Source organism: Bacteroides coprosuis (assembly GCF_020741705.1).
GTDB classification, from domain to species: Bacteria; Bacteroidota; Bacteroidia; order Bacteroidales; family Bacteroidaceae; genus Bacteroides_E; species Bacteroides_E coprosuis.
Map to the genome: position 1 here is coordinate 1 of NZ_DYYK01000032.1, position 21,981 is coordinate 21,981.

The 21,981-nt window shown below is 36.2% G+C and carries 22 protein-coding genes and 1 tRNA gene; 10 read left to right on the top strand and 13 right to left on the bottom strand.

The window, feature by feature from the left end:
* Positions 1-1,527, top strand: a 1,527-nt coding sequence (locus K8V80_RS01990; protein WP_276775084.1) for a RagB/SusD family nutrient uptake outer membrane protein, incomplete at its 5' end; no start/stop codon positions are given.
* A gap of 139 nt (positions 1,528-1,666) precedes the next feature.
* On the opposite strand, the gene K8V80_RS01995 is transcribed toward K8V80_RS01990, so the two are convergent.
* The 6 genes from K8V80_RS01995 to K8V80_RS02020 all read right to left on the bottom strand — a co-directional run bounded on the left by K8V80_RS01995 (position 1,667) and on the right by K8V80_RS02020 (position 6,307).
* Complete coding sequence (locus tag K8V80_RS01995; protein ID WP_006745365.1) at positions 1,667-2,338, bottom strand: hypothetical protein; 672 nt, start codon at positions 2,336-2,338, stop codon at positions 1,667-1,669.
* Between the two features lie 169 nt (positions 2,339-2,507).
* A complete protein-coding gene (locus K8V80_RS02000; protein WP_276775087.1) occupies positions 2,508-3,572 on the bottom strand; it encodes a DUF4857 domain-containing protein in 1,065 nt (354 codons plus the stop codon).
* A gap of 11 nt (positions 3,573-3,583) precedes the next feature.
* Complete coding sequence (locus K8V80_RS02005; protein ID WP_276775089.1) at positions 3,584-4,258, bottom strand: hypothetical protein; 675 nt, start codon at positions 4,256-4,258, stop codon at positions 3,584-3,586.
* 5 nt (positions 4,259-4,263) lie between these two features.
* Positions 4,264-5,151 carry an ABC transporter ATP-binding protein gene (locus K8V80_RS02010; protein ID WP_276775091.1) on the bottom strand — a complete coding sequence of 296 codons (888 nt, stop codon included), beginning with the start codon at positions 5,149-5,151 and terminating at the stop codon, positions 4,264-4,266.
* A 9-nt stretch (positions 5,152-5,160) separates the two neighbouring features.
* Complete coding sequence (locus tag K8V80_RS02015) at positions 5,161-5,730, bottom strand: PepSY-associated TM helix domain-containing protein (RefSeq protein ID WP_276775093.1); 570 nt, start codon at positions 5,728-5,730, stop codon at positions 5,161-5,163.
* Positions 5,714-6,307, bottom strand: a complete 594-nt coding sequence (locus K8V80_RS02020; RefSeq protein ID WP_276775095.1) for a hypothetical protein — start codon at positions 6,305-6,307, stop codon at positions 5,714-5,716. Before K8V80_RS02020 ends, K8V80_RS02015 begins: the two co-directional genes overlap by 17 nt.
* A gap of 175 nt (positions 6,308-6,482) precedes the next feature.
* On the opposite strand from K8V80_RS02020, the gene K8V80_RS02025 reads away from it, so the two are divergent.
* The 3 genes from K8V80_RS02025 to K8V80_RS02035 are packed head-to-tail and all read left to right on the top strand — an operon-like array spanning position 6,483 to position 12,028.
* Complete coding sequence (locus tag K8V80_RS02025; RefSeq protein ID WP_276775096.1) at positions 6,483-9,233, top strand: TonB-dependent receptor; 2,751 nt, start codon at positions 6,483-6,485, stop codon at positions 9,231-9,233.
* An 11-nt stretch (positions 9,234-9,244) separates the two neighbouring features.
* Positions 9,245-10,477 carry a DUF4876 domain-containing protein gene (locus K8V80_RS02030; RefSeq protein ID WP_276775098.1) on the top strand — a complete coding sequence of 411 codons (1,233 nt, stop codon included), beginning with the start codon at positions 9,245-9,247 and terminating at the stop codon, positions 10,475-10,477.
* A gap of 18 nt (positions 10,478-10,495) precedes the next feature.
* Complete coding sequence (locus K8V80_RS02035; RefSeq protein ID WP_276775099.1) at positions 10,496-12,028, top strand: DUF6850 family outer membrane beta-barrel protein; 1,533 nt, start codon at positions 10,496-10,498, stop codon at positions 12,026-12,028.
* Here K8V80_RS02035 and K8V80_RS02040 read toward each other — a convergent pair.
* Complete coding sequence (locus K8V80_RS02040; protein ID WP_276775101.1) at positions 12,025-13,692, bottom strand: formate--tetrahydrofolate ligase; 1,668 nt, start codon at positions 13,690-13,692, stop codon at positions 12,025-12,027. The genes K8V80_RS02035 and K8V80_RS02040 overlap by 4 nt on opposite strands.
* Before the next feature lie 173 nt (positions 13,693-13,865).
* Here K8V80_RS02040 and K8V80_RS02045 point away from each other — a divergent pair, with 173 nt between their 5' ends.
* Entirely contained in the window at positions 13,866-14,423 is a 558-nt protein-coding gene (locus K8V80_RS02045) for a hypothetical protein (protein WP_157450736.1), read from the top strand.
* A gap of 11 nt (positions 14,424-14,434) precedes the next feature.
* Positions 14,435-15,334 (top strand): SDR family oxidoreductase, encoded by a 900-nt coding sequence (locus tag K8V80_RS02050; protein WP_006745376.1) that lies wholly within the window; start codon positions 14,435-14,437, stop codon positions 15,332-15,334.
* 223 nt (positions 15,335-15,557) lie between these two features.
* On the opposite strand, the gene K8V80_RS02055 is transcribed toward K8V80_RS02050, so the two are convergent.
* A complete protein-coding gene (locus K8V80_RS02055) occupies positions 15,558-16,424 on the bottom strand; it encodes a glucosaminidase domain-containing protein (RefSeq protein ID WP_276775125.1) in 867 nt (288 codons plus the stop codon).
* 177 nt (positions 16,425-16,601) lie between these two features.
* On the opposite strand from K8V80_RS02055, the gene cdd reads away from it, so the two are divergent.
* Together cdd and nudC are read left to right on the top strand one after the other, a co-directional pair.
* Entirely contained in the window at positions 16,602-17,081 is a 480-nt protein-coding gene (gene cdd, locus K8V80_RS02060; protein ID WP_276775104.1) for a cytidine deaminase, read from the top strand.
* Between the two features lie 3 nt (positions 17,082-17,084).
* On the top strand, positions 17,085-17,879 hold the full coding sequence (nudC, locus tag K8V80_RS02065) for an NAD(+) diphosphatase (RefSeq protein WP_276775106.1): 795 nt from the start codon (positions 17,085-17,087) through the stop codon (positions 17,877-17,879).
* A 7-nt stretch (positions 17,880-17,886) separates the two neighbouring features.
* Here the strand turns inward: nudC and K8V80_RS02070 are convergent, their stop codons facing one another.
* Complete coding sequence (locus tag K8V80_RS02070; protein WP_006745395.1) at positions 17,887-18,105, bottom strand: hypothetical protein; 219 nt, start codon at positions 18,103-18,105, stop codon at positions 17,887-17,889.
* A gap of 261 nt (positions 18,106-18,366) precedes the next feature.
* Here K8V80_RS02070 and K8V80_RS02075 point away from each other — a divergent pair.
* Positions 18,367-18,440 (top strand) — tRNA-Thr (locus K8V80_RS02075).
* A gap of 65 nt (positions 18,441-18,505) precedes the next feature.
* Here the strand turns inward: K8V80_RS02075 and K8V80_RS02080 are convergent.
* A complete protein-coding gene (locus K8V80_RS02080) occupies positions 18,506-19,195 on the bottom strand; it encodes a GDSL-type esterase/lipase family protein (RefSeq protein WP_276775109.1) in 690 nt (229 codons plus the stop codon).
* Positions 19,196-19,221: 26 nt separating this feature from the next.
* The gene (gene cobO, locus K8V80_RS02085) at positions 19,222-19,749 is read right to left on the bottom strand and encodes a cob(I)yrinic acid a,c-diamide adenosyltransferase (protein WP_006745397.1); all 528 of its coding nucleotides are present in this window, start codon (positions 19,747-19,749) and stop codon (positions 19,222-19,224) included.
* A gap of 118 nt (positions 19,750-19,867) precedes the next feature.
* Between cobO and K8V80_RS02090 the strand changes: the two genes are divergently transcribed.
* On the top strand, positions 19,868-20,728 hold the full coding sequence (locus tag K8V80_RS02090) for a hypothetical protein (RefSeq protein WP_276775112.1): 861 nt from the start codon (positions 19,868-19,870) through the stop codon (positions 20,726-20,728).
* Between the two features lie 66 nt (positions 20,729-20,794).
* Here K8V80_RS02090 and rsxA read toward each other — a convergent pair whose 3' ends face one another.
* Complete coding sequence (rsxA, locus tag K8V80_RS02095; RefSeq protein ID WP_006745399.1) at positions 20,795-21,367, bottom strand: electron transport complex subunit RsxA; 573 nt, start codon at positions 21,365-21,367, stop codon at positions 20,795-20,797.
* A gap of 26 nt (positions 21,368-21,393) precedes the next feature.
* The gene (locus tag K8V80_RS02100) at positions 21,394-21,978 is read right to left on the bottom strand and encodes an RnfABCDGE type electron transport complex subunit E (protein ID WP_006745400.1); all 585 of its coding nucleotides are present in this window, start codon (positions 21,976-21,978) and stop codon (positions 21,394-21,396) included.
* Positions 21,979-21,981: the final 3 nt, after the last annotated feature.

Below are 21,981 nucleotides of genomic sequence, written 5' to 3' on the forward strand. Positions count from 1 at the left end.
TTAGATACAACTCCCACATCATCCACTAGCCCTAATACGCTATATTCAACAACTGATAATGCTAAAGTGGCTATTAATGGTTTAGCGAAGTTGATGATTAAACAATACCAAAGTCAAGGATTTAACGGAGAGGGTACCATTAAGATGTATTATGGTAATTATTCAGGAAAATATTTTTATAAAGATCTACCTGGATGGGCCAATACGCAAAACTTTATGTGGGTAAACTCTAATGATGCATCTTATACCAATTATCCATGGCACTACTATTACATGTTAATAGGTAATGCAAATCCTTTAATTGAGCAAATAGATAATGCTGTAGGAACAGAAGCTGAGAGACAATTTATCAAGGCTCAAGCATTAACATATAGAGCCTATGCATACACACAGCTTTGTCAATTTTATGGCCAGCGCTGGAAAGACTCAGATAATGGTTCTCAACCAGCTCTTGTATTAAGAGTTAATTCAGGTAAAGAGCCTCTTCCTCTAAGTCCTCTAGCTGATATTTATACCCAAATTTACACAGATTTGAATGAAGCCATACAACTATTTGAATCATCAAAAATGGAGAGAGAAAAAAACAATTTTTATGAGCCTAATATCAATGTAGCCTATGCTACTTATGCGAGAGCTGCACTCAATAAAGAAGATTTTACTAGTGCTTCAAAATATGCTCAATTGGCTCGCAAAGATTTTCCTCTTATGAGTAATGATGATTATAAAAGTGGGTTTAATACACCTAATTCTGAATGGATTTGGGGCTGCTATAATGCACCAGATGAAACTTTATATTATTACTCATTCCACTCTTATATAGGCTATAATTCCACTGCGGGTGCAGTAAGAAATACTCCTGGCTGTATCTCTAGAGTTTTATACAATAAAATTCCTGATACAGATTTAAGAAAAAATCTTTTCTTAAATCCAGGAAAAGACTATATTCCTGTAAATAGTGGCCAATTAGCTCTAACAGGTGATAACAAAAATCCTGATGATATAGCATTAAACAAGGAATACAGAGAGTTATTCCCTGAATTACAGAAAAATGCAAAGCTTTATAAATACATGCAATTTAAATTTAAAGTAACAGAACAACCCGGAGTAGGAAATTTAAATAACTTCCGCTCTGCTGAAATGTATCTTATAGAAGCTGAATCGTTACATAAGTTAGGAAAAGACACCGAAGCTCAAAAACTTATGAATGAATTAGTACAACCTCGTGACCCTGAATACAAATGTACTGCTACAGGTAAAGATCTTTTTGAAGAAATTAAGCTTTATCGTTTCATCGAACTTTGGGGTGAAGGCTTTGACTGGTTTGACCTTAAACGTTGGGGTGATTCTAGAGTTAGAAACACCTTTAAAGATATTAAAAATAAGGAAAACGAAAAAGAACAAATCAGTGATGACCTATATGATCAATATCCATCTACTTTAGCAAGAACTATTGCTCCTGATCAAAATAATAACTGGGTATACGTTACTCCAATAAAGGAAACAGACTATAATCCAGAAATCAAATAATCCATTTTAGGATACTATTTTAAAACTCTCCACTCTTTAGTGGGGAGTTTTTTTAGAATTATAGAGTACAAAAAAGATTCCCCTCGCTACACTAAAGAACAGTGTAAGGAGGGGAATCTTTTTGTATCAATCTTCTATTTTAAGAATAAATAATAAGCTTGTGAGCGTCGAAGATACAATAATAGCCGTGTTTCCAAATCTCATAATAGCTCTTTAAAAAATCATTCTTCGGCTTCTTTTTAAATATGGGGTATCTCAAATAGTACCCTAGGTAGTTATCACAATTAATGGAATAATAGGCCTCACACAATAAAGAGGTTAAATCAGCATCATCCTCATTAGCAATAGCCCAATCTGATATTACGTCGGATAAATAATCATTTAAATAGTTATCACTCACTTCGGGTTCATCATCTATGATTTCTATTTCAGTCACTTTAGCGAGTAACTCTCCTAAGCCTGGTTCTTTGAAAAAGGAATTAGCCTTTCTTAAATCTTGAATAAACTGTTCCCCCAACTTTTTCAATAGTTCTTCACTACAATCGGCCTCAGGGCAAAAATAACCTGGCATTACCCCATTATCCAATAAGCGTTGGGTCTTTTGATGTGTTACTTCAAAAATTAGAATTAAGCGTTGCAAAAGCTCTTTACCTTGTCGCAGGGGTTCAAATATCTTCTCGATACCCTCTCCTCTTGGCATAAAGCATTGAAAGAAACCATAAAACTGATCTGCTAATTCATCGCTATCCAAATCAATCTCGGGTCCATCCATTAGGCTTTTTAGGTATTTGGCATATTCTATCTTATTCATAGTCATCTGTATTAAGTCTTCTCGTTAATCTTGCGTACAAGATAGAATTTAAATTCTATCTTTCCCTTTTATTTTTAATATCTTCTCGCCAAACAAGGAAAGAAAAAGAGAGAAGGCATAGAGGTTAAAATCTCCTACTTTCTCTCTTTTATATCTATAAATGATGTGATTATTCGTTGATACGTGGTTTCACAAATTTATCATAACCCGATGTAAAGGTTAATCGGATAGGCATTAAAACATTGCGGTATTGGTCTGCAAAACTATAATTCTTGGCTTTGTAGATGTACTCTCTAATAAGCGTATAATCTTTCGCATCGATTGCATAAAAGCGGTCAGCACCCTCGCCTGTAACCTGAACTGTCCAGTGAAACAAGTTTCCAAAAAGAGTTATAACTTCTTTATTAGGATCAAAGCTAGGAACTTCAACTTGCTTTATAGAATAATCGGGAGTTAGTGCATAGAGCTTATGTTGTTCATCTACAAGTAACCCTAAAGTGCGTTTACCTCTAAACTCAGTAACAAAGAGCTTAGTCAATTTTAAACCTTCGGGAAGGTTTATTACACGAAGATAAGGTTTGCCTTGCAGCATCTTCAGATGATACAACTTATTTTCTTGATCCGTCAACAGATATCCTTCATCATAATCTTTGCGAGTAGAGGGATTGCCTTCAATCAATTTTGCAGGAAAAACAAAATCTTTCTTCAACATTAAGTCGGTAAAAAGTTTACTTTTCTCTTTATCAATGGCATTATTTTCCATCTCAACAAACTCTATACCCGAAGATGTGATACGAAACACATCAGAAGGCATTGACAAATCAACTCTACCCGACATAGCTTCCAATAAAAAGTATAACCCTTTTGACGGTTTATTAATCTCGGAAGGCGTAGAACGGAACACAAAATTATGAATCTGAACTTCTTGGGGTGAAACCGGTACACCTGTTATTGAATCGGGGAAACGAGCATCGGCGATAAGCTGACGGGCATAAAACAAAGGCAATATATTATCAAATTCCTTTGCTGTATATTCATTGCCCTTGGAATCTTTGCGAATCAATTGATTTTCTGCGTTGACTTCGGTAAAGACAAAGTCATCAATTACTCTACTATAGAGAGTAAACGGACTAGACTCTGGCTTAAACAAAGCAAATTCATAGAACCAAGGGAGCAGCCAAACTATCAGAACGACCAATAGCAAGGCATATATTAGTTTACTAAATTTATACATAAATGATCTATTTAATCTTGTTTACCTTCTTTGAATCGCTTGATAGATAACCACGAAAGTGGAAATAAGAGTATTACAAAGATTACAAGGTATGGGGTAAATGTTACATAGGCTCCTGGTGTAGTGGACAAAAAGAATATACGCAGGAGTAATACTGCCATAATAGAATTGGTTATGCGATAACGCCATGTGGGTTCTAAGCAGATCCAAGCAGTAAAAAGATAGGCTGCAAACCCTGCCAAAAACCAAGGTGTAAGGGTGGTGAAAATAATGCTTACTAATTCTGAAGCAAAATAACTTGAGAAAAAGAAATACAACAAAGTATAGTTTACTAAAAAACAAAGAAACAGTACTATAAATCCATATAACAGCATAGATAAGGTCATCTTTTGCTGGCTATAGGGTAAATGTAGTGTCAACTTCAAACATTTGTGATGCATCTCAGGCACAAACTGCACAATGGCAAATACCAGGCCGACCAGTAAAGGAATATATTCCAACAACTCAACAAAGACGGTGTCCTTTTGCAACATCACCTCCCAAAGATGCTGAGCTCCTCCTTTTAGAACTAAAATACGAGAGATTCTAAAAAGACTAAATAAGCTAAAACCTAGCGATAGAAGTGCTGCTAAAAGAATATACCAACGTGTTTTAATCCATTCCTTATAAAATATAGCTTTCAACATAATAATTAATATTTACCAGTTAGACCAATAAAGGCATCTTCGAGGGTTAGAAACTCTGCCTTCACATTATGAGCTTGAATACCTAAGCTGTTTAGTTGGGCTACAGCCTCATCAGGATTTAAGAAAGAATAAGTTTCCATGTGCTGTCGCAACTGAGTGGGATGATAGAAGTTTTTATCTTCCAAGTGGTATTCTTTCTTTTCGGGAAGATCGAAGCTGTATCTTCTAAAAGTTGAAAGAAGCTGCTGAATGGGCTGTTGGGTTAAGATGCTTCCATAATCCATAATAATACAATCATCTATCAGCCTTTCCATATCTTGAATAATATGCGAAGTTAGGAAAATGGTTTTCCCTTCAGCATCTGCATAATCTTTGAGATAATCTACAAATAGTCGACGATATCCAGGGTCCAATCCCAAAGAGAAGTCATCCAAAATAAGTAATTCTGGATTTTGAGCTAGGATTAAGCCGAGAGCAACTTGCGAACGTTGTCCACACGACATCCGAGAGATCTTTTGCTTTGGAGCAACTTTCAACTTCTCCATCAATCCGTAATACGCATCTTTCTTCCAGTTGGGATAGAATGAGCTATAAAACTTCTCAATCTCATCAATGGTCATAAATTGATATTGTACATGACCCTCGATTAATAACCCAATATGCTGACGAAGTGTAGGATCCATCGTTTGGATATTTTCCTCAAATATAAGACACTCCCCAGCACGAGGTTTTAAATAACCACTTAGTATATTAATAGTGGTTGTTTTTCCAGTGCCATTCTTTCCTAAGAGCCCTAAAATACGGCCCTTAGGAACTTGGAATGACAGGTTTTCATAAATCATACGTTTACCATAGTAATGCGTAAGATTTCTGCATTCAATAATATTTTCCATGAATTTGTTTTAAAAGAATAGAAGAAAGGCGAGTGGAATGAGCAATCCTAAAACAAACTCTATCCCTCCTCTACCCCATAGTCCTTTATTTCCTCGGACAAGAAACATACCTGTAGCAGTAATCACAATTAATGCAATAGCAAAAGCATCGGCAAAAAGAGTCCACCACTGACCAGGGTTATAGTGTAATTTCGTCATAGCACCAATTATAGGCCGACGTTTAACGGATTCATACAAGACATCACCAGTATTGATATTCAAATGATAATTAGATCCTCCTTTTAAGAAGACCTTCATCATACCTGCCTCAGGAAAATAATGTTTCGTATAATTTCCCTCTTCATGATGCTTCTCTAGTAATTTCAATACAAAATCTTTTGTGATTTTATCTTGACTAGGAATAGCTTCTGGCAGCGTATATCGATAAGTAGATAGGTTAAAATGAGGATTAATGGTATCTCTATGATTCATTACTATTCCAGAAATAGCATAAATCAAGATTAATCCTGCAAAGAAATACGATAAATCTCTATGAATAAAACGGCACCATTTTCGAAACTCCTTAAGACTGAATTTCATAATCTGTCGCTTCAATATGGTAGAAAGATAGATAAGCCTTACCCTCTTCTGCTTCACGCTTCGCTATTCGTTCTCTGAAATCGGCAATACGGGTATCGGTAGTATTAGCTGTTTCACCTCGAGCTACCTTCTCTGTTGTACAACCCTCTCCTTCTCCATGTTTTTCGGCAGACTCTTTCAGTTGTGCCTCCCATGCTTGCAAGTAGGCTTCATCAATACGGTCTTCCTTCAAAACACCCTTTACGGTAACTATATGATTCACACATTCACTTTTAAAGGCACCCAGATTCCCACTTTCAACTCGTATGGTTTGTGTATCATCACTACCCATTAAAAAGATTTTTTTACCACCATGTGCACAAATATGGGTACATACCCCTTCTACAGAAACCTCTTGATTAATTAAGGTAGCTGCTTGAGCAAGTAATAGATCTACTTCTAAGGCTGTAGCCTCTTTTTGCACATTTTCAGTTTGCGCAGTTGTTTGACTTGATTTAGACTGACTAGCATTTCCGCATGCAGATAATGCAAGTACAGAGGACATTAATACTAATCCTGACAGTTTTCTTACTTTCATTTTAAATATTTTAGTTTTGTTCAATGAATTATGTCACAAATTTACAAACAAGCCTCATCAAAGTCTATACCTATAATTAGTGATTCTGAGCTCAATAATACCTAAAATTGGGCATTGATGTTCTTTTACCAACCCTCTATCTTTGTGTTTGGAAAGTTTACTATACAACACAAGAATGAAATCAAACATCATCATAACTCTATTCTCTCTTATAGGATTATGTTTTTATGAAGTGGCTACTGCTACAAATGCTAATCGAATTCGGCAAAGAATCGATTTGATTGATAGTGAAACCAAAGAACCTTTAGTGGGTGCATCTATCTTATATAAAATAGGAGAACAGACGAAAGGAACTCTTACCGATGTTCGAGGTATAGCTTATATAGAAGAATTGCCAGGAGAATATCAATTAACAATCAGCTATATAGGATATATATCTCAAACGGTTTCTGTTATGCTAGATAATAAAAAATCGCTCACCATCCAATTAAATCCCGATAATAAAGTTTTGGAGGAAGTTATTGTTACGGCATCAGAGTCGAAAGGGATGACTAGCTCTTCAAAAATTGATACGCAGGCTATGGCGCATCTCCAACCAAGTAGCTTTACGGATTTACTCTCGTTACTCCCTGGAGGAAAAGCTATCGATCCACAAATGGGTAATGTCAATTTAATTCGTATTCGTGAAGCCAATAAAACTAGCTCTTTTTCAGATTTTTCTTCTTTAGGAACCTCTTTCGTTGTAGATGATATTCCCCTCTCTGGAGATGCTAATTTGCAAACAATTGGTACAGGACTACAAACGAATGAAAAACGAGATATTACATCAAAAGGAATTGACATGCGCACACTCTCTACCGACAATATAGAGTCTGTAGAAATCATTAGAGGTATCCCTTCGGTAAAGTATGGGGATGTATCAACGGGGGTGGTGAAAATCAAAAGAAAAAGTGAGGCTTCCCCTCTCCGTTTTCGCTTTAAAGCCGATCAATATAGCAAACTCTTTTATATGGGTAAGGGTATAGATATGAATGACCATAGTGTACTTAATCTCGATTTAGATTATTTCGACTCTAAGATAGATCCCCGAAACAGCATGGAGAACTTTAAGCGAATTACCTCTTCACTTCGTTTTACTAGTAGATATGCTTTAGCCCAAGGATTATTGAAATGGAATAGCTCTTTCGATTTTAGTGGTACTTTTGATGAAGAAAAGAAAGATCCAGAGGTTGATCTTACAAAGGATAGATATAAATCGTCTGTTAGAAGATTGAGCCTCAACAACCAACTCAAATTTACCACCTACTACACTCAAGGTTTACAGAGCATCTCTTTCTCTCCGAGTCTAAGTGCTCAGTTTGATAAAATTAAACAAACCAAGGAAGTATTCCTCAATGTTCCTTCTGCTATTCCAAACAGCAAAGAAGAAGGTCCACACGATGCTTATTATCTTCCCAATCATTATGTATCACAGTTGGAGATTGATGGCAAACCTCTTTATGGCTATATCCAACTGAATAGTGAATGGGCAGCCGATTTTAAGGGAGTGAAACAAGACATTAGTGTGGGTGCTGATTATCGGTACAATAAAAACAAGGGAAAAGGTAGCATTTATGACACTCAACGTCCTCCTTCTCCTCTGATGACCACTCGCCCAAGGGCATACAAAGATATTCCTGCTTCTCAAGTTCTTTCTGCCTATCTAGAAGACAATTTAAGTATATCACTTTCAGAAAAGCATCAATTGGATATTCAGGCAGGTGTACGTGCTATTGCTCTTACTGGCTTAAACAACCAGTACGATTTACAAAATAAAATTCACTGGGACCCTCGTATCAACCTTTTGGGAGATATCCTCAACCTACCTCTAGGCAAACATCAATTCAATTGGAAAATAGGATTGGGCTGGGGTATTCTAACAAAACTACCTACTATAGCTCAGTTATACCCCGATAAGTTGTATCTGGATTTACCCGAGCTCAATTATTATCACAATAATTCGGATTACAGGCGATTGATTCTCAATACACATATTTATGATAGAGAAAACTATCACTTAAAAGCAAATCGCAATGCGAAATGGGAAATCAGGACTGATATTTCATGGGGAAATTATCGACTTTCGGCAACTTACTTCCGAGAAAAAACGACAACGGGTTTCAGAGGCATTAATACGTATGCCATTATGGATTATCGAAAATACGATACCTCTGGCATTGATAATAGTCATATAACTGCGAAGCCAAACCCAGCAGACTTGCCCTATACAGAAGAAAAAGAGATGACCACTATTGGCTCTACGGGCAATGGGGCTAGACTAGATAAAGAAGGAATAGAGTTTCAACTCAGTACTCCTCGTTTTAAGACCATAAATACGCGTGTAACACTGAATGGAGCTTGGTATAAAACCTCTTACAATAATAGTACTCCCCTGTGGTATGATGCACAGGTAATTATAGATAATAAAGCTCTTCCTTATCTGGGCTATTACGATTGGAATGAAAAGAGAGAATATCAAGAATTAAGTACCAATTTAATGCTTGATACACAGATACCCAGTTTGGGTTTAACTTTCTCTACCACATTACAAAGTACATGGCTAGATAAATCACTCTTTTATCCTCGTAGTGGCACTCCCAAAAGCTATGTAGGAATAGATGGCATTGTACATCCCTACACAGAAGAATCTGCACAAGATCCTTATCTCAAGCAGCTGGAGCTAAGGGAGAATCAAACCTCCCGTAATCGCATGAAACATGAATCGATTATTAATCTCAAAGCCAACAAATCTTTTGGCAAGACCGTAGATATAGCCTTATTCGTGAACCGAATACTTAGTTATACACCTAGCTACAATATCAACGGAGCTAAAGTGTATCGTACACTATACCCCTACTTTGGTATGGAACTCAATCTAAAATTTTAAATATTATTTTTATGAAACAGAGACAATTATTACCCCTATTCTTATTCACTCTTCTACTGGCTATGGTGGGATGTAGTGATAATGATTCCAACACAGAAGTTACCCAATCGGGACATCTAGTCAATACAAAGGTGAATTTGCCTGAGGAGTTTAAACAAGCAAAACTTTATGATACCAAAATATCTGCCTTTGAAATAAACTCTCGCCGTACAACTAGTTATGACGTAGAACTTCAAGAAAATAATCTTTTTATAGCACATCTTAAAAGTGGACTCTACAATCTCTCTTTTGAAGCCAAAGCTAAGCTAGATGGAAAAGAGAGAATACTCAAAGGTTATTTGGAAAATACTACAATTAATAAAGATACATCTATAGAATTTAATGTGTTGCCTCTGCCTACTGAACGAAATTTTGTAATTGAAGAGATCTTCTATACTGGCAGTTTATATCCTAATTCTAAAAGAGGATACTTGGGCGATCAATACTTTAAAATCACCAACAACTCCGATGAAACTCTTTATGCTGATGGCTTGACTATTGCAGAGTCTAGTTTTGCAACCAATATGTATCAAGATATTACACCAAATAGAATGACAGAAGAGTTTGCTGTTCAGGCACTATATGCTGTTCCTGGATCGGGTAAAGATCACCCCGTTCTGCCCGGTGAATCTATTATTATCTGTGATAAAGCAATAAATCATAAGGAGGTAAATCCTAATTCTTTCGATTTTTCTAATGCAGACTTTGAGTGGTTTGACGAGTCTAGCAACCCTAAAATTCAAGATACCGACAACCCCGAAGTTCCCAATCTAGACAAAATATACAGTTATACACTTACAATCTGGATTCTAAATATGCAAGGCAACCGTGCTTATGCTATCCTACGCATGGGTAAAGACAAGGAGACTTTCTTAGCCGAGAATCAAAAAGAGTACTCTTTTATCTATGATACGGGAGATTCTCAAATAAATATCAAACGCAAAGCTTACTTCGTTCCAAATGAATGGATCATTGATGCTGTCAATGTATCTACTCAGGATGAACATGAGTGGATTGTTACAGATAGCTCACTAGATGCTAGTTATACCTACTGTGGCAACGATAGCAACGATCCAAACCGTAGTGGTAAATCGGTACAACGTAAAGTGGCTTATCAAGAAGCAGACGGAAGAAGAGTATTGCAAGATACCAATAACTCAAAAGAAGACTTTATTCCTACTGCTACTCCCAGTGTTGCAGAATAATATTAATAGGTATTTTTTATGAATATACGATATTTCTCACTTTTCAGTTTATTGATCTGTCTTTCTGTAGGAGGTAAAGCCACAGAGAAGGATAGTTTATCTCTCATTCAAAAAAAATGGCTGATAGAGCAACCTGCCAATCAGTTTATGAGAGATTTATACATGCACAATCCCGCATTGAGATACTACAGTGCCAAAACTTCTATTTCAACTATCCAACTAGATGGACAAACTTACCGTGAAAGTGAACCCATCAATTGGCAAAAGGGTGAGAAATATCGTCATTACTCTATCTCTGCTCACACACTTAGAGAACTCAGTGCAAACTCTTTGGTGTGGGGCGGAGCTAGTTATCAAAATAAAACAACAAAGGGACTTCGATTTAATAATACTTCCGACTATGAGAAAATAGCTCCTTATGTTTTGGCAGATACTATAGGAGGTCAATTTTACTCGGAGACTTATCAATTTCAAGGGGGATATCTTCACCATTTTAAGTCCAAACTCACATTGGGTTTAGAGCTCAATTATAGGGCAGAAATAGGTTATAAACGTCAAGATCCACGTCCCAAAAATATTGTATCCGATTTAGAGTTCAAACTAGGTATTAGCCAAGCGCTTAAAAAGCATTATCTAGTTGGAATGGGGTTCTATTTTCAAAATTACAAACAACAAAACACCATTCAGTTTTTCTCCTCTCACCTTACTACTCCTATTTATCATCTTACAGGTTTAGGAATGCGATCTATGCGTTTCGATGGAACGTTTTATGGAGTACAGTTTGATGGCATCAGTTACGGAGCTAATCTCAACTTTCAACCTCAAAATCAAAGAGGTTGGTTTGCCCACACAAGTTGGATACATACAAAAGTAGATAAGCGAATATCCGAGTGGAGCAATATACCTATGAATCGCTTGCAAAGCTATTTATTGGAAGGTACAGCGGGATTTCAAGCGACCCACTGGGCTGTGAAATTAGTGGGAGAAATCAACACGAAAGAAGGAACCGACTATCTCTATGGTAAACCTCAAGGAAGAACACTTCCTAAGATTGGAGAAGAACAACTTTATAATCAAGAATACCTTAAAGTAGGAATAGCAGGACTTTGGCAAACTTCTTTCAGCACAAAGAATTTGGAATGGGTTATAGAGCCTCAACTTTCATTTCAGAGTCTAAAAGAAAGTTATGATCTTCCTAACAGAAAACTAGAGAAACAAGTGCTAAATATAAAGTTACTCTCCACGCTTCGCAAAGAGTTCAATACAGGAGCATTAACTTGGAAGGCACAAGTAGATATTATTCCTCATCTAAGCCACTCTATTGTGATGAGTGAAATGGAAGAAGATAATCCGATACGTCCATTAATAGAACAGCAAATGACATTGGTATCTAAAAACGAAATAGCAGGCCATACGTCAATACGCTGGGACCTGCCATTTTTAATATCTCAAAAGGTGAGTTTATTTACCCAGCTCAACTGGTCGGGACGTTTTATAGATCACTATAAACCCGCTCAGCAAATGGGGCTCACTCTAGGATTTATCTTTTAACTCAATCCTTCTATTTCACCATTTACTACATCAATACGTAGAGCTTGAGGAGATTTTGGTAAACCAGGCATACGCATCATACTACCTGCAATAGCTATAATCATCTCTGCTCCGTTATTGATTACAAAATCACTAATTTCAAACTCAAAACCATCCGCAGCACCATAAGCTGAAGGATCTGCTGAGAAAGAATATTGTGTTTTAGCAATGCATACAGGGTAGTGAGAAAGCTCCATACTATTAATTAGCTTAATCATTTTACGGGCTTTGTTGGTATATTGAACCGACTTAGCACCATAAATATGAGTAGCAATTTTTTCTACCTTCTCTTCTATTGTATCGTATTCTTTATAAGCAAATTTCAACGGTTCTGAGGGCTTCTTATCAATCGTATCAACTACTAATTTAGCTAGTTCAACCGCACCTTCGCCTCCATCAGTAAAGGCATTATTAATAGCAAAACCCACACCTAGTTCTTCGCAGTGTTTCTTAATCGCATCAACTTCTTCATCAGAATCAGTAGCAAAGCGATTAAATGCAACAACCACAGTTTGACCAAAAGAACGAAGGTTGCGAATGTGTTTATCTAAGTTGGCAAAGCCATGATACAACCCTTCCAAGTTGGGTTCTTTTATTTTATCTAAAGCTACACCACCATGCATTTTCAAACCTTGGGCAGTAGCTACAATCACAGTTAGTTTAGGTTGTAAACCACTCTTACGACATTTAATATCATAAAACTTTTCTGCACCTAAGTCAGCCCCAAAACCAGCCTCTGTAATTGTATAATCAGCAAAACTCATTGCCATTTTTGTAGCCACAATAGAGTTACATCCATGAGCAATATTAGCAAACGGACCACCATGAACTAATGCAGGAGAACCTTCTGTGGTTTGTACTAAGTTGGGATAAATAGCATCACGAAGTAATACAGTGATTGCACCAGCAACGCCCAAATCTTTAACAGTAAAAGGTTTGTCATCATAGGTATATCCCAAAAGAATATTTTCTATACGACGTCTCAAATCTTTTTCATTAGTAGCCAAACAAAGAATAGCCATAATTTCAGAAGCCGCAGTAATATCAAACCCTGCTTCTTGAGTTATACCATTACTTTTAGCACCCAAGCCAACAACAATGTTGCGTAAAGAACGATCGTTTACATCGAGCACTCTGCGCCAAAGATTTTCTTTCAGACCAAAACCCGATGATTGATTTTGATAAAGATAGTTGTCTAATAGAGCAGATATCATATTGTGAGCAGAAGTTATCGCATGGAAATCACCTGTAAAGTGAAGATTGATCTTTTCCATAGGCAATACTTGAGCATAACCACCTCCAGCTGCACCCCCCTTCATACCAAAACAGGGTCCTAATGAGGGCTCACGAAGAGCAACAAAAGCATTCTTGCCTATTTTTTGTAGCCCAAGAGCCAAACCAATAGACACAGTGGTTTTACCAATACCTGCTTTAGTTGCAGTTATGGCGGTAACCAATATTAGATTACTTTTCTTTACTTTTTCTTCGTTGATTAAGTCGAGCGGAAGTTTTGCGATATAACGCCCATAATTCTCTATACGATCTTCAGGAATATTAGCATTTTTAGCCACTTGCTTGATTTCTTGAAGATTGATACTACGCGCAATTTCAATATCCGTTTTCATAGTGGAGTATTTTTTTATAAGTTGAGTAATACTAAAGCGTAAACTTACGAATATTAAACGATAGTTTATGCAAACTTGCTGATATTTGTTAAATATAGTAGCTATTCAAGAATTTAATTGACGTCTAGCTCAAACTTAGTTATATTTGCTTACAGACTGATATACTCAAAATTATGAAAAAGATATTAACCTTACTCATAATGACTTGCATCACTACTGTAGCTCTTTTTGCTCAGAATGAAAAGCCAGTTATAGAGATCGATACAGAGCCCGAAAAGATGGCAACCTACCAAGAGTTTGGAGGCTTTATCCTCGATCTAAACAAGGCTGTAGCCCAACCGATGTTTTTACCGAAGCTCGATTTATCTCAATTAAAGATAGCTCCTTATGAAGACTTTACAGAGAAAATGGGGTTTGATTTGAGTAAGGCTATCTATGGTGTAACACCCATTACTACCTTTGGAACCAACTCTGGTTATGGCTGGGGATATCATCCTTTTAATAGCCCTACTTCTTCACCTATCAATTCGGCTACATTTCGAATCAATGACAAATGGAGAATGACAACATCGGGTGATTATAATGCTGAAGGATATAGAAGACCAAATCCCTCTGCACTTCCTTGGGAGAAAAATGATTTTCACGGAGCTTTTGAACTAAAATCTTCAAGCGGATTTAGTGTTCGCTTTGAAGTACAAAGAAAAGAAAATCCATACGGACCTTCATGGTAATATGAATGAATATGAAACCAATGAAAAGAATACTCATTACTGGAGCGAATGGCTTTACTGGCAGATACCTTCTACAGTATTTCATGCAACAAAAGACTTACGAACTCTTTGCCACCTCGAATAGTACAGATAAATACCCTACACAAGGATATGAATATCAAAGATTAGACTTAACGGAATCGGGAAACGTAATAGCCTATATTCAGAAGATTCAACCAGATGTTATCATTCATACAGCAGCAATCTCTGGCATTCCGCAATGTGAGGAAAACCCCTCACAAGCCTACTCTGTAAATGTTGAAGCAGTAAAGACTATCGGTACAGTAGCCAAAAAGCTGGCCATTCATTTTATCCAACTCTCTACCGATTTTGTATTTGATGGAAAGAGAGAGATTCCATATACAGAAGAAGACATTCCTGCCCCTATCAATGAATATGGGAAAACAAAGTTGGAGGCAGAACAATGGATCCAGAAACACTTGACACATTATGCGATAGCAAGAGTAGCGGTTGTTTATGGCAAGCCCAAGGATGGACAGCATACTAATATTGTGGAAATCATTCAATCCAAATTGAGTAATAACGAAGAGCTTCATTTGGTAAGTGACCAATGGCGTACTCCTACCTATGTTGGAGATATCTGCCAAGGCATACATCTGCTCATAGAAAAAGAAGAAAAAGGAATATTTCATATCTGCGGGTCAGAACTATTCAGTATTTATGAATTGGGGCTTTATATCGCCAAACTACTAGGTAAAGACTCTTGTTTAATCCATCCCGAAATCAGTAATTCTGCTTTTAATGCTATCCCACGCCCTCCTTTTACTGCGCTATCAAATGCGAAGGCTAAAGATATTTTAGGGTATAACACAACTACTATCTATGATTATTTAGTAGAATTTAGAGTATAGCATAAATGCTCATCTCTTCCCCCCAAATAGCCCTAACTTTCTTCTTCTACTTCAACCCCAATATACCTTTTGTATAGGGTCATCGTATCATCATGACACCGACATGATGATACGATGACACCGACATGACAATGACATATCGGTGTTAGAATATCCTCTTACTAGAATAAAAAAGGTCTACCTAGATAGCTAGATAGACCTTACTATATATAATAAAATAATTTTATCTCAATCTCAATGGATCTCCCACCTCAGGAACAAAGTCGGGATCTTTTCTATTCATCTTATATAGGTTCTTTAATTTGATACCAAACTTTTGAGAGATAGAATGCATAGAATCACCATTTTCTACAGTATATACTTTATATTGTTTGGAAGCCTTTTTACGTTTAGAGCGTAAATAAACGATATCTCCCTCTGTCAAAGTATAACTTTTATGAAGATCATTGTATTTTACAAGCTTCTTCCAACTGATATCAAACTCTTTTCCTATGGTTTTAAAAGTATCACCACGACGAGCCACAACATACGCTAAATCATTTGACAAGTAAACTTGATGCTTGATTATAGGTGCATTTTCAGCTTCAGCAGCAGCTTTGCTCTTTCGTACACGGAACCATCCTCTTGATGCATCTGAATCATACTGATAAAGCTCATATTCTTCAATTAAAGAGATTAGTCTATTCGCATAAGAAGGATCGGTAGCATAACCTGCTTTTTTAAGCCCTCTTGCCCAACCTTTATAATCGGTTATATCTAAATCGAAGAGGAATGCATATCGTGGTCCATTGGCTAGAAATATAGAGTGATCATCATACGATTCTTTCGCTGAACGATAGTTTCTGAAACATTCACCGCGAGCATCATCGTCATGATACGACTTTCTGCCCTTCCAGTTACGTCCACATTTAATACCAAAGTGATTGTTCCCTTTTTTTGCTAAGGTACTTTGTCCTGAACCACTTTCTAGGATACCTTGGGCTAAGGTTATACTAGCAGGAATTTTATAATCATTCATGCTTTCTATCGCATAATCCTTATATTTATTAATATAATCAAGATTTTTTTGTTTATAACTCTGTGCCATCATTGAAAATGGCAGACATACTAATAGTAGTAAAATAAATAGCTTAACTTGAACAAACCGCATATGGAGATAGTTTGAGTGTATATGTATGAATACAAATTACATAAAAAAAATTGTGATTACCAATCTCTTTTCTAACTTTGTATAAATCGCTTAATGCAATAATATACTATCAAATATATGAAAAATCTGACTATTAAATCAGTTTTTAAAGTTTATCATTTTGATGAGCTATCTGATGCAGATCAAAAATTAGTTCTAAAAGCTAAAGATGCGTGTAAAAAAAGCTATGCTCCCTACTCTAATTTTGCTGTTGGAGCTGCTGCACAATTAGCTAATGGAACAATTGTAACAGGTAGTAACCAAGAAAACGCAGCCTACCCTTCTGGCACCTGTGCCGAAAGGACAACCTTATTTTATGCTAACTCAGAATACCCAGATCAGCCTGTTAAAACATTAGCCGTGGCTGCTTACAATCAAGGTTCTTATTTAGCACAGCCTATTCCTCCTTGTGGAGCATGTAGACAAGTTGTTCTTGAGACAGAAAAAAGATATAAACAACCTATACGTATATTGCTTTACGGAGAAAAAGAAATTTATGAATGCCAAGGAATAGCAGATTTGCTTCCTTTATCATTCGATGCTAGTGCAATGGATTAAGTTATGAATTACCAAGGTAAAAGATGGTGGTTCATTTTTTTTCAAAATAGCATTCTGGTACAAAAAAATAAAGAGGGATTGGTTTCAATCCCTTTTGCACCAGAAGTGGATATACCTAAGCCAAAGGATTCTCAAATCCATGAATACACTTTTCATGCTAAGTATGCATGCACAGCATTTGAATTAAAAGAGCCACTAAATCAGCATTCTGAATATCAACTCATTTCACTACGTGAATCATTCTACCATCTACCCCTATGGATGTATCAAGCTGCTGGCGTAGCTCAACAGCTTATTTTTTGGGATAAGAATACTCGGTATTGCCCAGCATGTGGAACTCCAACAAAGAGGAAAACTCTAATTATGAAAAAATGTCCTCATTGCGGAAAAGAGCAATATCCACCGATTCAAACAGCAATAATTGTGCTGATACAAAGAGGAGACGAAATATTACTCGCCCATGCTCACAACTTCAAATCAGAGTTTTATGGGCTGATAGCAGGTTTTGTTGAAGTAGGAGAAACTCTTGAAGAGACTGTTAAGAGAGAAGTAAAAGAAGAAACGGGACTGGATATTAAGAATATCAACTATTTTGGAAATCAGCCTTGGCCCTATCCTTCGGGTTTAATGGTAGGCTTTACAGCAGAATATGAATCGGGTGAGATATGTATTCAAAAAGAAGAATTGAGAAATGCCGCATTTTTCAATATCAAGAACCTCCCTACTTTACCTCAAAAACTTAGTATAGCAAGGAGAATGATTGATTGGTGGATTGATCAACAACATAAAAAAGAGTAGGAATATTTTACCTACTCTTTTTTCCTCTCTGCTGACTTTTACGTGCGGCACGTTTCTTTCGTATATCTGCTTTCATTTTAGCAGAGTCCGACTTATGTAAACCTGTTATATACGTAGCTTTCTTAGCTTTTGTCTTTACTTTTCCAGGGCGATCGCTTTCTACAGTTTCATCTTTTCCTGCCTTGAAATTAATTCCTCCCATCATCGCTTGTTCAATATCATCCATAGTTCTCTGTTTTTATTCCTATATAATAGTCACAAAGATACGTGATAAAACGAAAAGAGAAAGTATTTTCATTTCATTTGTAGGATTGCACACATCTATTATACTCTTATTGAGAAATAACTTAAATTTTATTTTACAATTATTTTACTGATATTCAAACAGATAATAAAGTAGCCTAAAAAATACTTCAAAAATACTTATTACAGAAGTTTGCATTTAATAAAAAAGCTACTACATTTGCAATCGCAAAACAGAAATAAAGCCTCTTTAGCTCAGTTGGCCAGAGCACGTGATTTGTAATCTCGGGGTCGTTGGTTCGAATCCGACAAGAGGCTCAAAAGAAAAGGATGATATCGCAATATCATCCTTTTTCTTTTTATTACACAATCAAATAAAATAATTAGTGACTGAGAATATTGTCAAGAGTGGGCTGTATTAAATTTTCCATTATATCATATCCTTTGCCTATCGGATGAACTCCATCCTCACTTAAATCTGCTCTCATAGCCCCTTCCGAGTCTCTCATTAAGGAATTATAGTCAATGTATAGAATATTATTCTCAAAGGCATAACGCTTGATATGCTTGTTTAAATCATCAACTAGAGCACTCACCCCTTTTATTTCTTCTTTCCACGGAAACTTTCCAGTTGGGAGTACCGAACTTAGCACCACTTGAATACCATTTGCTTTGGCTATCTCGGCCATGGACTGAATATTTCCTAAAGTATAAGAAGCATTATACTTCCCAGTATTCTCAGCAATATCATTTGTTCCTGCATTAATGACAACAACCTTGGGCTTTAAGGCCACTACATCTGTGCGAAAACGCAGAAGCATTTGAGGGCTAGTTTGACCACTTATTCCCCTTCCTACATAATTATGCGCCGTAAAAAAATCGGGATGCTGATTTGTCCAACCTTCCGTAATGGAATTCCCTATAAAAACCACAAGTGGATAAGATTCTAATTTGTGTAGTTCGCTGTTTGTAGCTTGATAACGTTCAAAGTTAGGGTATTCACTCAGATTTTGAGCTCTTATCTGCAAACAAAAGACTAGCATCAATGCTAGTAAAATACTGTGTTTTTTCATCGTCTTATTTTAGTGTAAGCTATTGTTTATTTATCAATTCCTTCACGAGATAACACACCTTGTGTGTAGTAATGCTTTACCTCCCTCATCTCTGTAACAAGATCAGCTTTGTCAATCAACTCCTGTGGGGCATATCTTCCCGTTACAACCACTTCTACCTCAGGGTTTCTATCTTCTATTACTTTTATCAACTCTTCTGTAGAAAACAATTTAAAGTATAAAGCAATTGTTACCTCATCTAATATGACCACATTATATTGATTTGACTTCAAAATTTCAGCGCAATGCTTCAATCCTTCTTGAGCCATATCTATATCTGTCTGGCTAGGCTTCTCGAAGATGAAACAGCCATCACCAAACTGCTCTATCTTTACCTGATCAAAAAGCTGTTCTATCTTCGTTTCATTGTATTTCATACTCTTCACAAACTGACCAATATAAACTTTTTTGCCAGCACACAGAGCACGTACAGCTAAACCAAAAGCAGCAGTAGTCTTCCCTTTTCCATCGCCTGTATAAATATGAAAATATCCCTTTTCTAAATTGTTACTCATACTTTTAAATTTTATATGCAAGATAAAAAAACTAAAGCAGTTTATTAGCAACAAGTTAAATTAAGCTTTATATTCGTATAGAATACAGATGGATACTTCTGCCTTAAATTGTCAAAAGATGAAAAATACGACTCTTGATTTGGATGCAATACGGAATATATCTATTAGTGAAGATGAAATGAAACATTTCCTCTCTTACCTTCTTTTTAGAGAAAGTAACTGCTCTCTTTACCTTAAAAATTTTCTTTGGGAAAACTATAAACAAGAAACAGACAGCTTATTTTCCATACAAATCGAACTTTCACTTCCTAAAAAAGACACTCTAAATACCTCAGATAATAGAAAAGAGATTGTTCTTTTATGGCCCAATGACGATCTATTTGAAAGAGATGTTGCTTTCTTTTTACAGTATGAAAAATATGATTCTTATCGAGTACATGATGATTTACAGGATTTATTCCATTCAATAAGGCAACGATTTAGTTCTCTCTTACAAACAGCAAGAGTTTTCTACAACCAAGAATGGCTTCCTAGTATTGTTTTCGAGAATATAGATTCTTATTTCCATAAATATTTTCCCCAACTCATTGAGAGTTTAGTTCCGTATCAAAAGCTATTATCTGAATTAAAATTAGATGAAGAGTATCTAGAAACAATTATCTCGCCAGATAATGCTATGCTCAGCCTATTCTCTAGTGAAAACAACCCTATATTTCGTTCGGCAATTAATTTAGTAGAGAAGCTCCTACAAGAAGAAGGAGTTAGCTATAAAGAGCAAATGCCAATAAGCAAACTTATGAGCTTATTGGAAGATTCTCCTTTTGGATGGGATCAAATTCAAATAGAATGCATCATCTCTTATCTTATTATGAATCATAAACTATTTGTTATGTATAATAATTTGCACCTCACTCCCCATCAATACGCACAGCAAATTAATAATATTGCTATAAGAGAGTCACTATTCGTATCTATCTAAAAAAAAGAGCCGATGCATCACGCACCAGCTCCTTCACAATTTATTGTGTCCAACTAAAATTCTTGATCAAACAACGCCTGCAAAGCCCATAAAAGCCATAGCCAATAGACCAGCAGTAATTAATGCGATAGGTGTTCCTTTCATTCCTGCAGGAATCTTAACCAATCTCATCTGTTCACGTAATCCAGCAAATATAACTAGTGCTAGACCAAAACCGATTGCTGTAGAGAAAGCATAAACTACTCCAGTAAGCAAATCAAAATCTTTTTGAATAACAAGTATGGCAACACCTAGAATACAACAGTTTGTTGTAATTAAAGGTAAAAACACACCTAATGCTTGGTAAAGTGCAGGAGAAACTTTCTTCAAGATGATTTCTACCATCTGAACCAAACCTGCAATAACCAGAATAAATGTAATCGTTTGAAGATAAACTAAGCTTAATGGTTCCAACATCCATTTCTGAATAAGGAATGTTACTACAGTTGCTATTGTTAGCACAAAAGTAACTGCTGCTCCCATACCTAAAGCTGTTTCTACCTTCTTCGATACCCCTAAGAAAGGGCATATACCTAAGAATTGTGACAACACTACGTTGTTCACAAATATGGCCGAGATAAATATTAATATATATTCCATAATTTATTTTGCTTTAGTATTGAAGATTAAGCTTTCTTCATTCTATTAATAACTGCGATAAGATAGCCTAGAGCGATAAATGCACCTGGAGGCAATACAAACAACAACATACCGTATTCTTCTCCATAAATAGGCATATCAAATATTTTTCCAGTACCCATTAATTCTCGAACAGCTCCTAAAAGAGTAAGAGCAATCGTAAAACCTAATCCCATACCCATACCATCAAACATAGATGCGATGGGATTATTTTTAGCAGCAAAAGCTTCTGCTCTACCTAATACAATACAGTTTACAACAATCAATGGAATAAATAGCCCTAACGAGGAATACAAGCTTGGTAAATAAGCTTGCATAACCATCTGCAATACGGTTACAAATGATGCAATAACTACGATATAAGCAGGAATACGCACCATATCAGGGATAAGGTTTTTAATTGATGAGATTGCCATATTTGAACATATTAGAACAAACATAGTAGCCAACCCCATACCCATACCATTGATAGCTGAAGAAGTTGTACCCAAAGTAGGGCACATACCAAGTAGGAGTACGAAGGTAGGATTCTCATTAATTATCCCATTCATTAAAATTTTAAAATTCTTCATATC

Coding starts and splice junctions, on each gene's coding strand:
- K8V80_RS02030 (WP_276775098.1), top strand. CDS start 9,245: ATGAAACAGAGACAATTATTACCCCTATTCTTATTCACTCTTCTACTG.
- K8V80_RS02025 (WP_276775096.1), top strand. CDS start 6,483: ATGAAATCAAACATCATCATAACTCTATTCTCTCTTATAGGATTATGT.
- K8V80_RS01995 (WP_006745365.1), bottom strand. CDS start 2,338: ATGAATAAGATAGAATATGCCAAATACCTAAAAAGCCTAATGGATGGA.
- K8V80_RS02045 (WP_157450736.1), top strand. CDS start 13,866: ATGAAAAAGATATTAACCTTACTCATAATGACTTGCATCACTACTGTA.
- nudC (WP_276775106.1), top strand. CDS start 17,085: ATGAATTACCAAGGTAAAAGATGGTGGTTCATTTTTTTTCAAAATAGC.
- K8V80_RS02055 (WP_276775125.1), bottom strand. CDS start 16,424: ATGATGGCACAGAGTTATAAACAAAAAAATCTTGATTATATTAATAAA.
- K8V80_RS02040 (WP_276775101.1), bottom strand. CDS start 13,692: ATGAAAACGGATATTGAAATTGCGCGTAGTATCAATCTTCAAGAAATC.
- K8V80_RS02080 (WP_276775109.1), bottom strand. CDS start 19,195: ATGAAAAAACACAGTATTTTACTAGCATTGATGCTAGTCTTTTGTTTG.
- K8V80_RS02010 (WP_276775091.1), bottom strand. CDS start 5,151: ATGGAAAATATTATTGAATGCAGAAATCTTACGCATTACTATGGTAAA.
- K8V80_RS02090 (WP_276775112.1), top strand. CDS start 19,868: ATGAAAAATACGACTCTTGATTTGGATGCAATACGGAATATATCTATT.
- K8V80_RS02100 (WP_006745400.1), bottom strand. CDS start 21,978: ATGAAGAATTTTAAAATTTTAATGAATGGGATAATTAATGAGAATCCT.
- cobO (WP_006745397.1), bottom strand. CDS start 19,749: ATGAGTAACAATTTAGAAAAGGGATATTTTCATATTTATACAGGCGAT.
- K8V80_RS02070 (WP_006745395.1), bottom strand. CDS start 18,105: ATGGATGATATTGAACAAGCGATGATGGGAGGAATTAATTTCAAGGCA.
- K8V80_RS02050 (WP_006745376.1), top strand. CDS start 14,435: ATGAAACCAATGAAAAGAATACTCATTACTGGAGCGAATGGCTTTACT.
- cdd (WP_276775104.1), top strand. CDS start 16,602: ATGAAAAATCTGACTATTAAATCAGTTTTTAAAGTTTATCATTTTGAT.
- K8V80_RS02020 (WP_276775095.1), bottom strand. CDS start 6,307: ATGAAAGTAAGAAAACTGTCAGGATTAGTATTAATGTCCTCTGTACTT.
- K8V80_RS02000 (WP_276775087.1), bottom strand. CDS start 3,572: ATGTATAAATTTAGTAAACTAATATATGCCTTGCTATTGGTCGTTCTG.
- K8V80_RS02035 (WP_276775099.1), top strand. CDS start 10,496: ATGAATATACGATATTTCTCACTTTTCAGTTTATTGATCTGTCTTTCT.
- rsxA (WP_006745399.1), bottom strand. CDS start 21,367: ATGGAATATATATTAATATTTATCTCGGCCATATTTGTGAACAACGTA.
- K8V80_RS02015 (WP_276775093.1), bottom strand. CDS start 5,730: ATGAAATTCAGTCTTAAGGAGTTTCGAAAATGGTGCCGTTTTATTCAT.
- K8V80_RS02005 (WP_276775089.1), bottom strand. CDS start 4,258: ATGTTGAAAGCTATATTTTATAAGGAATGGATTAAAACACGTTGGTAT.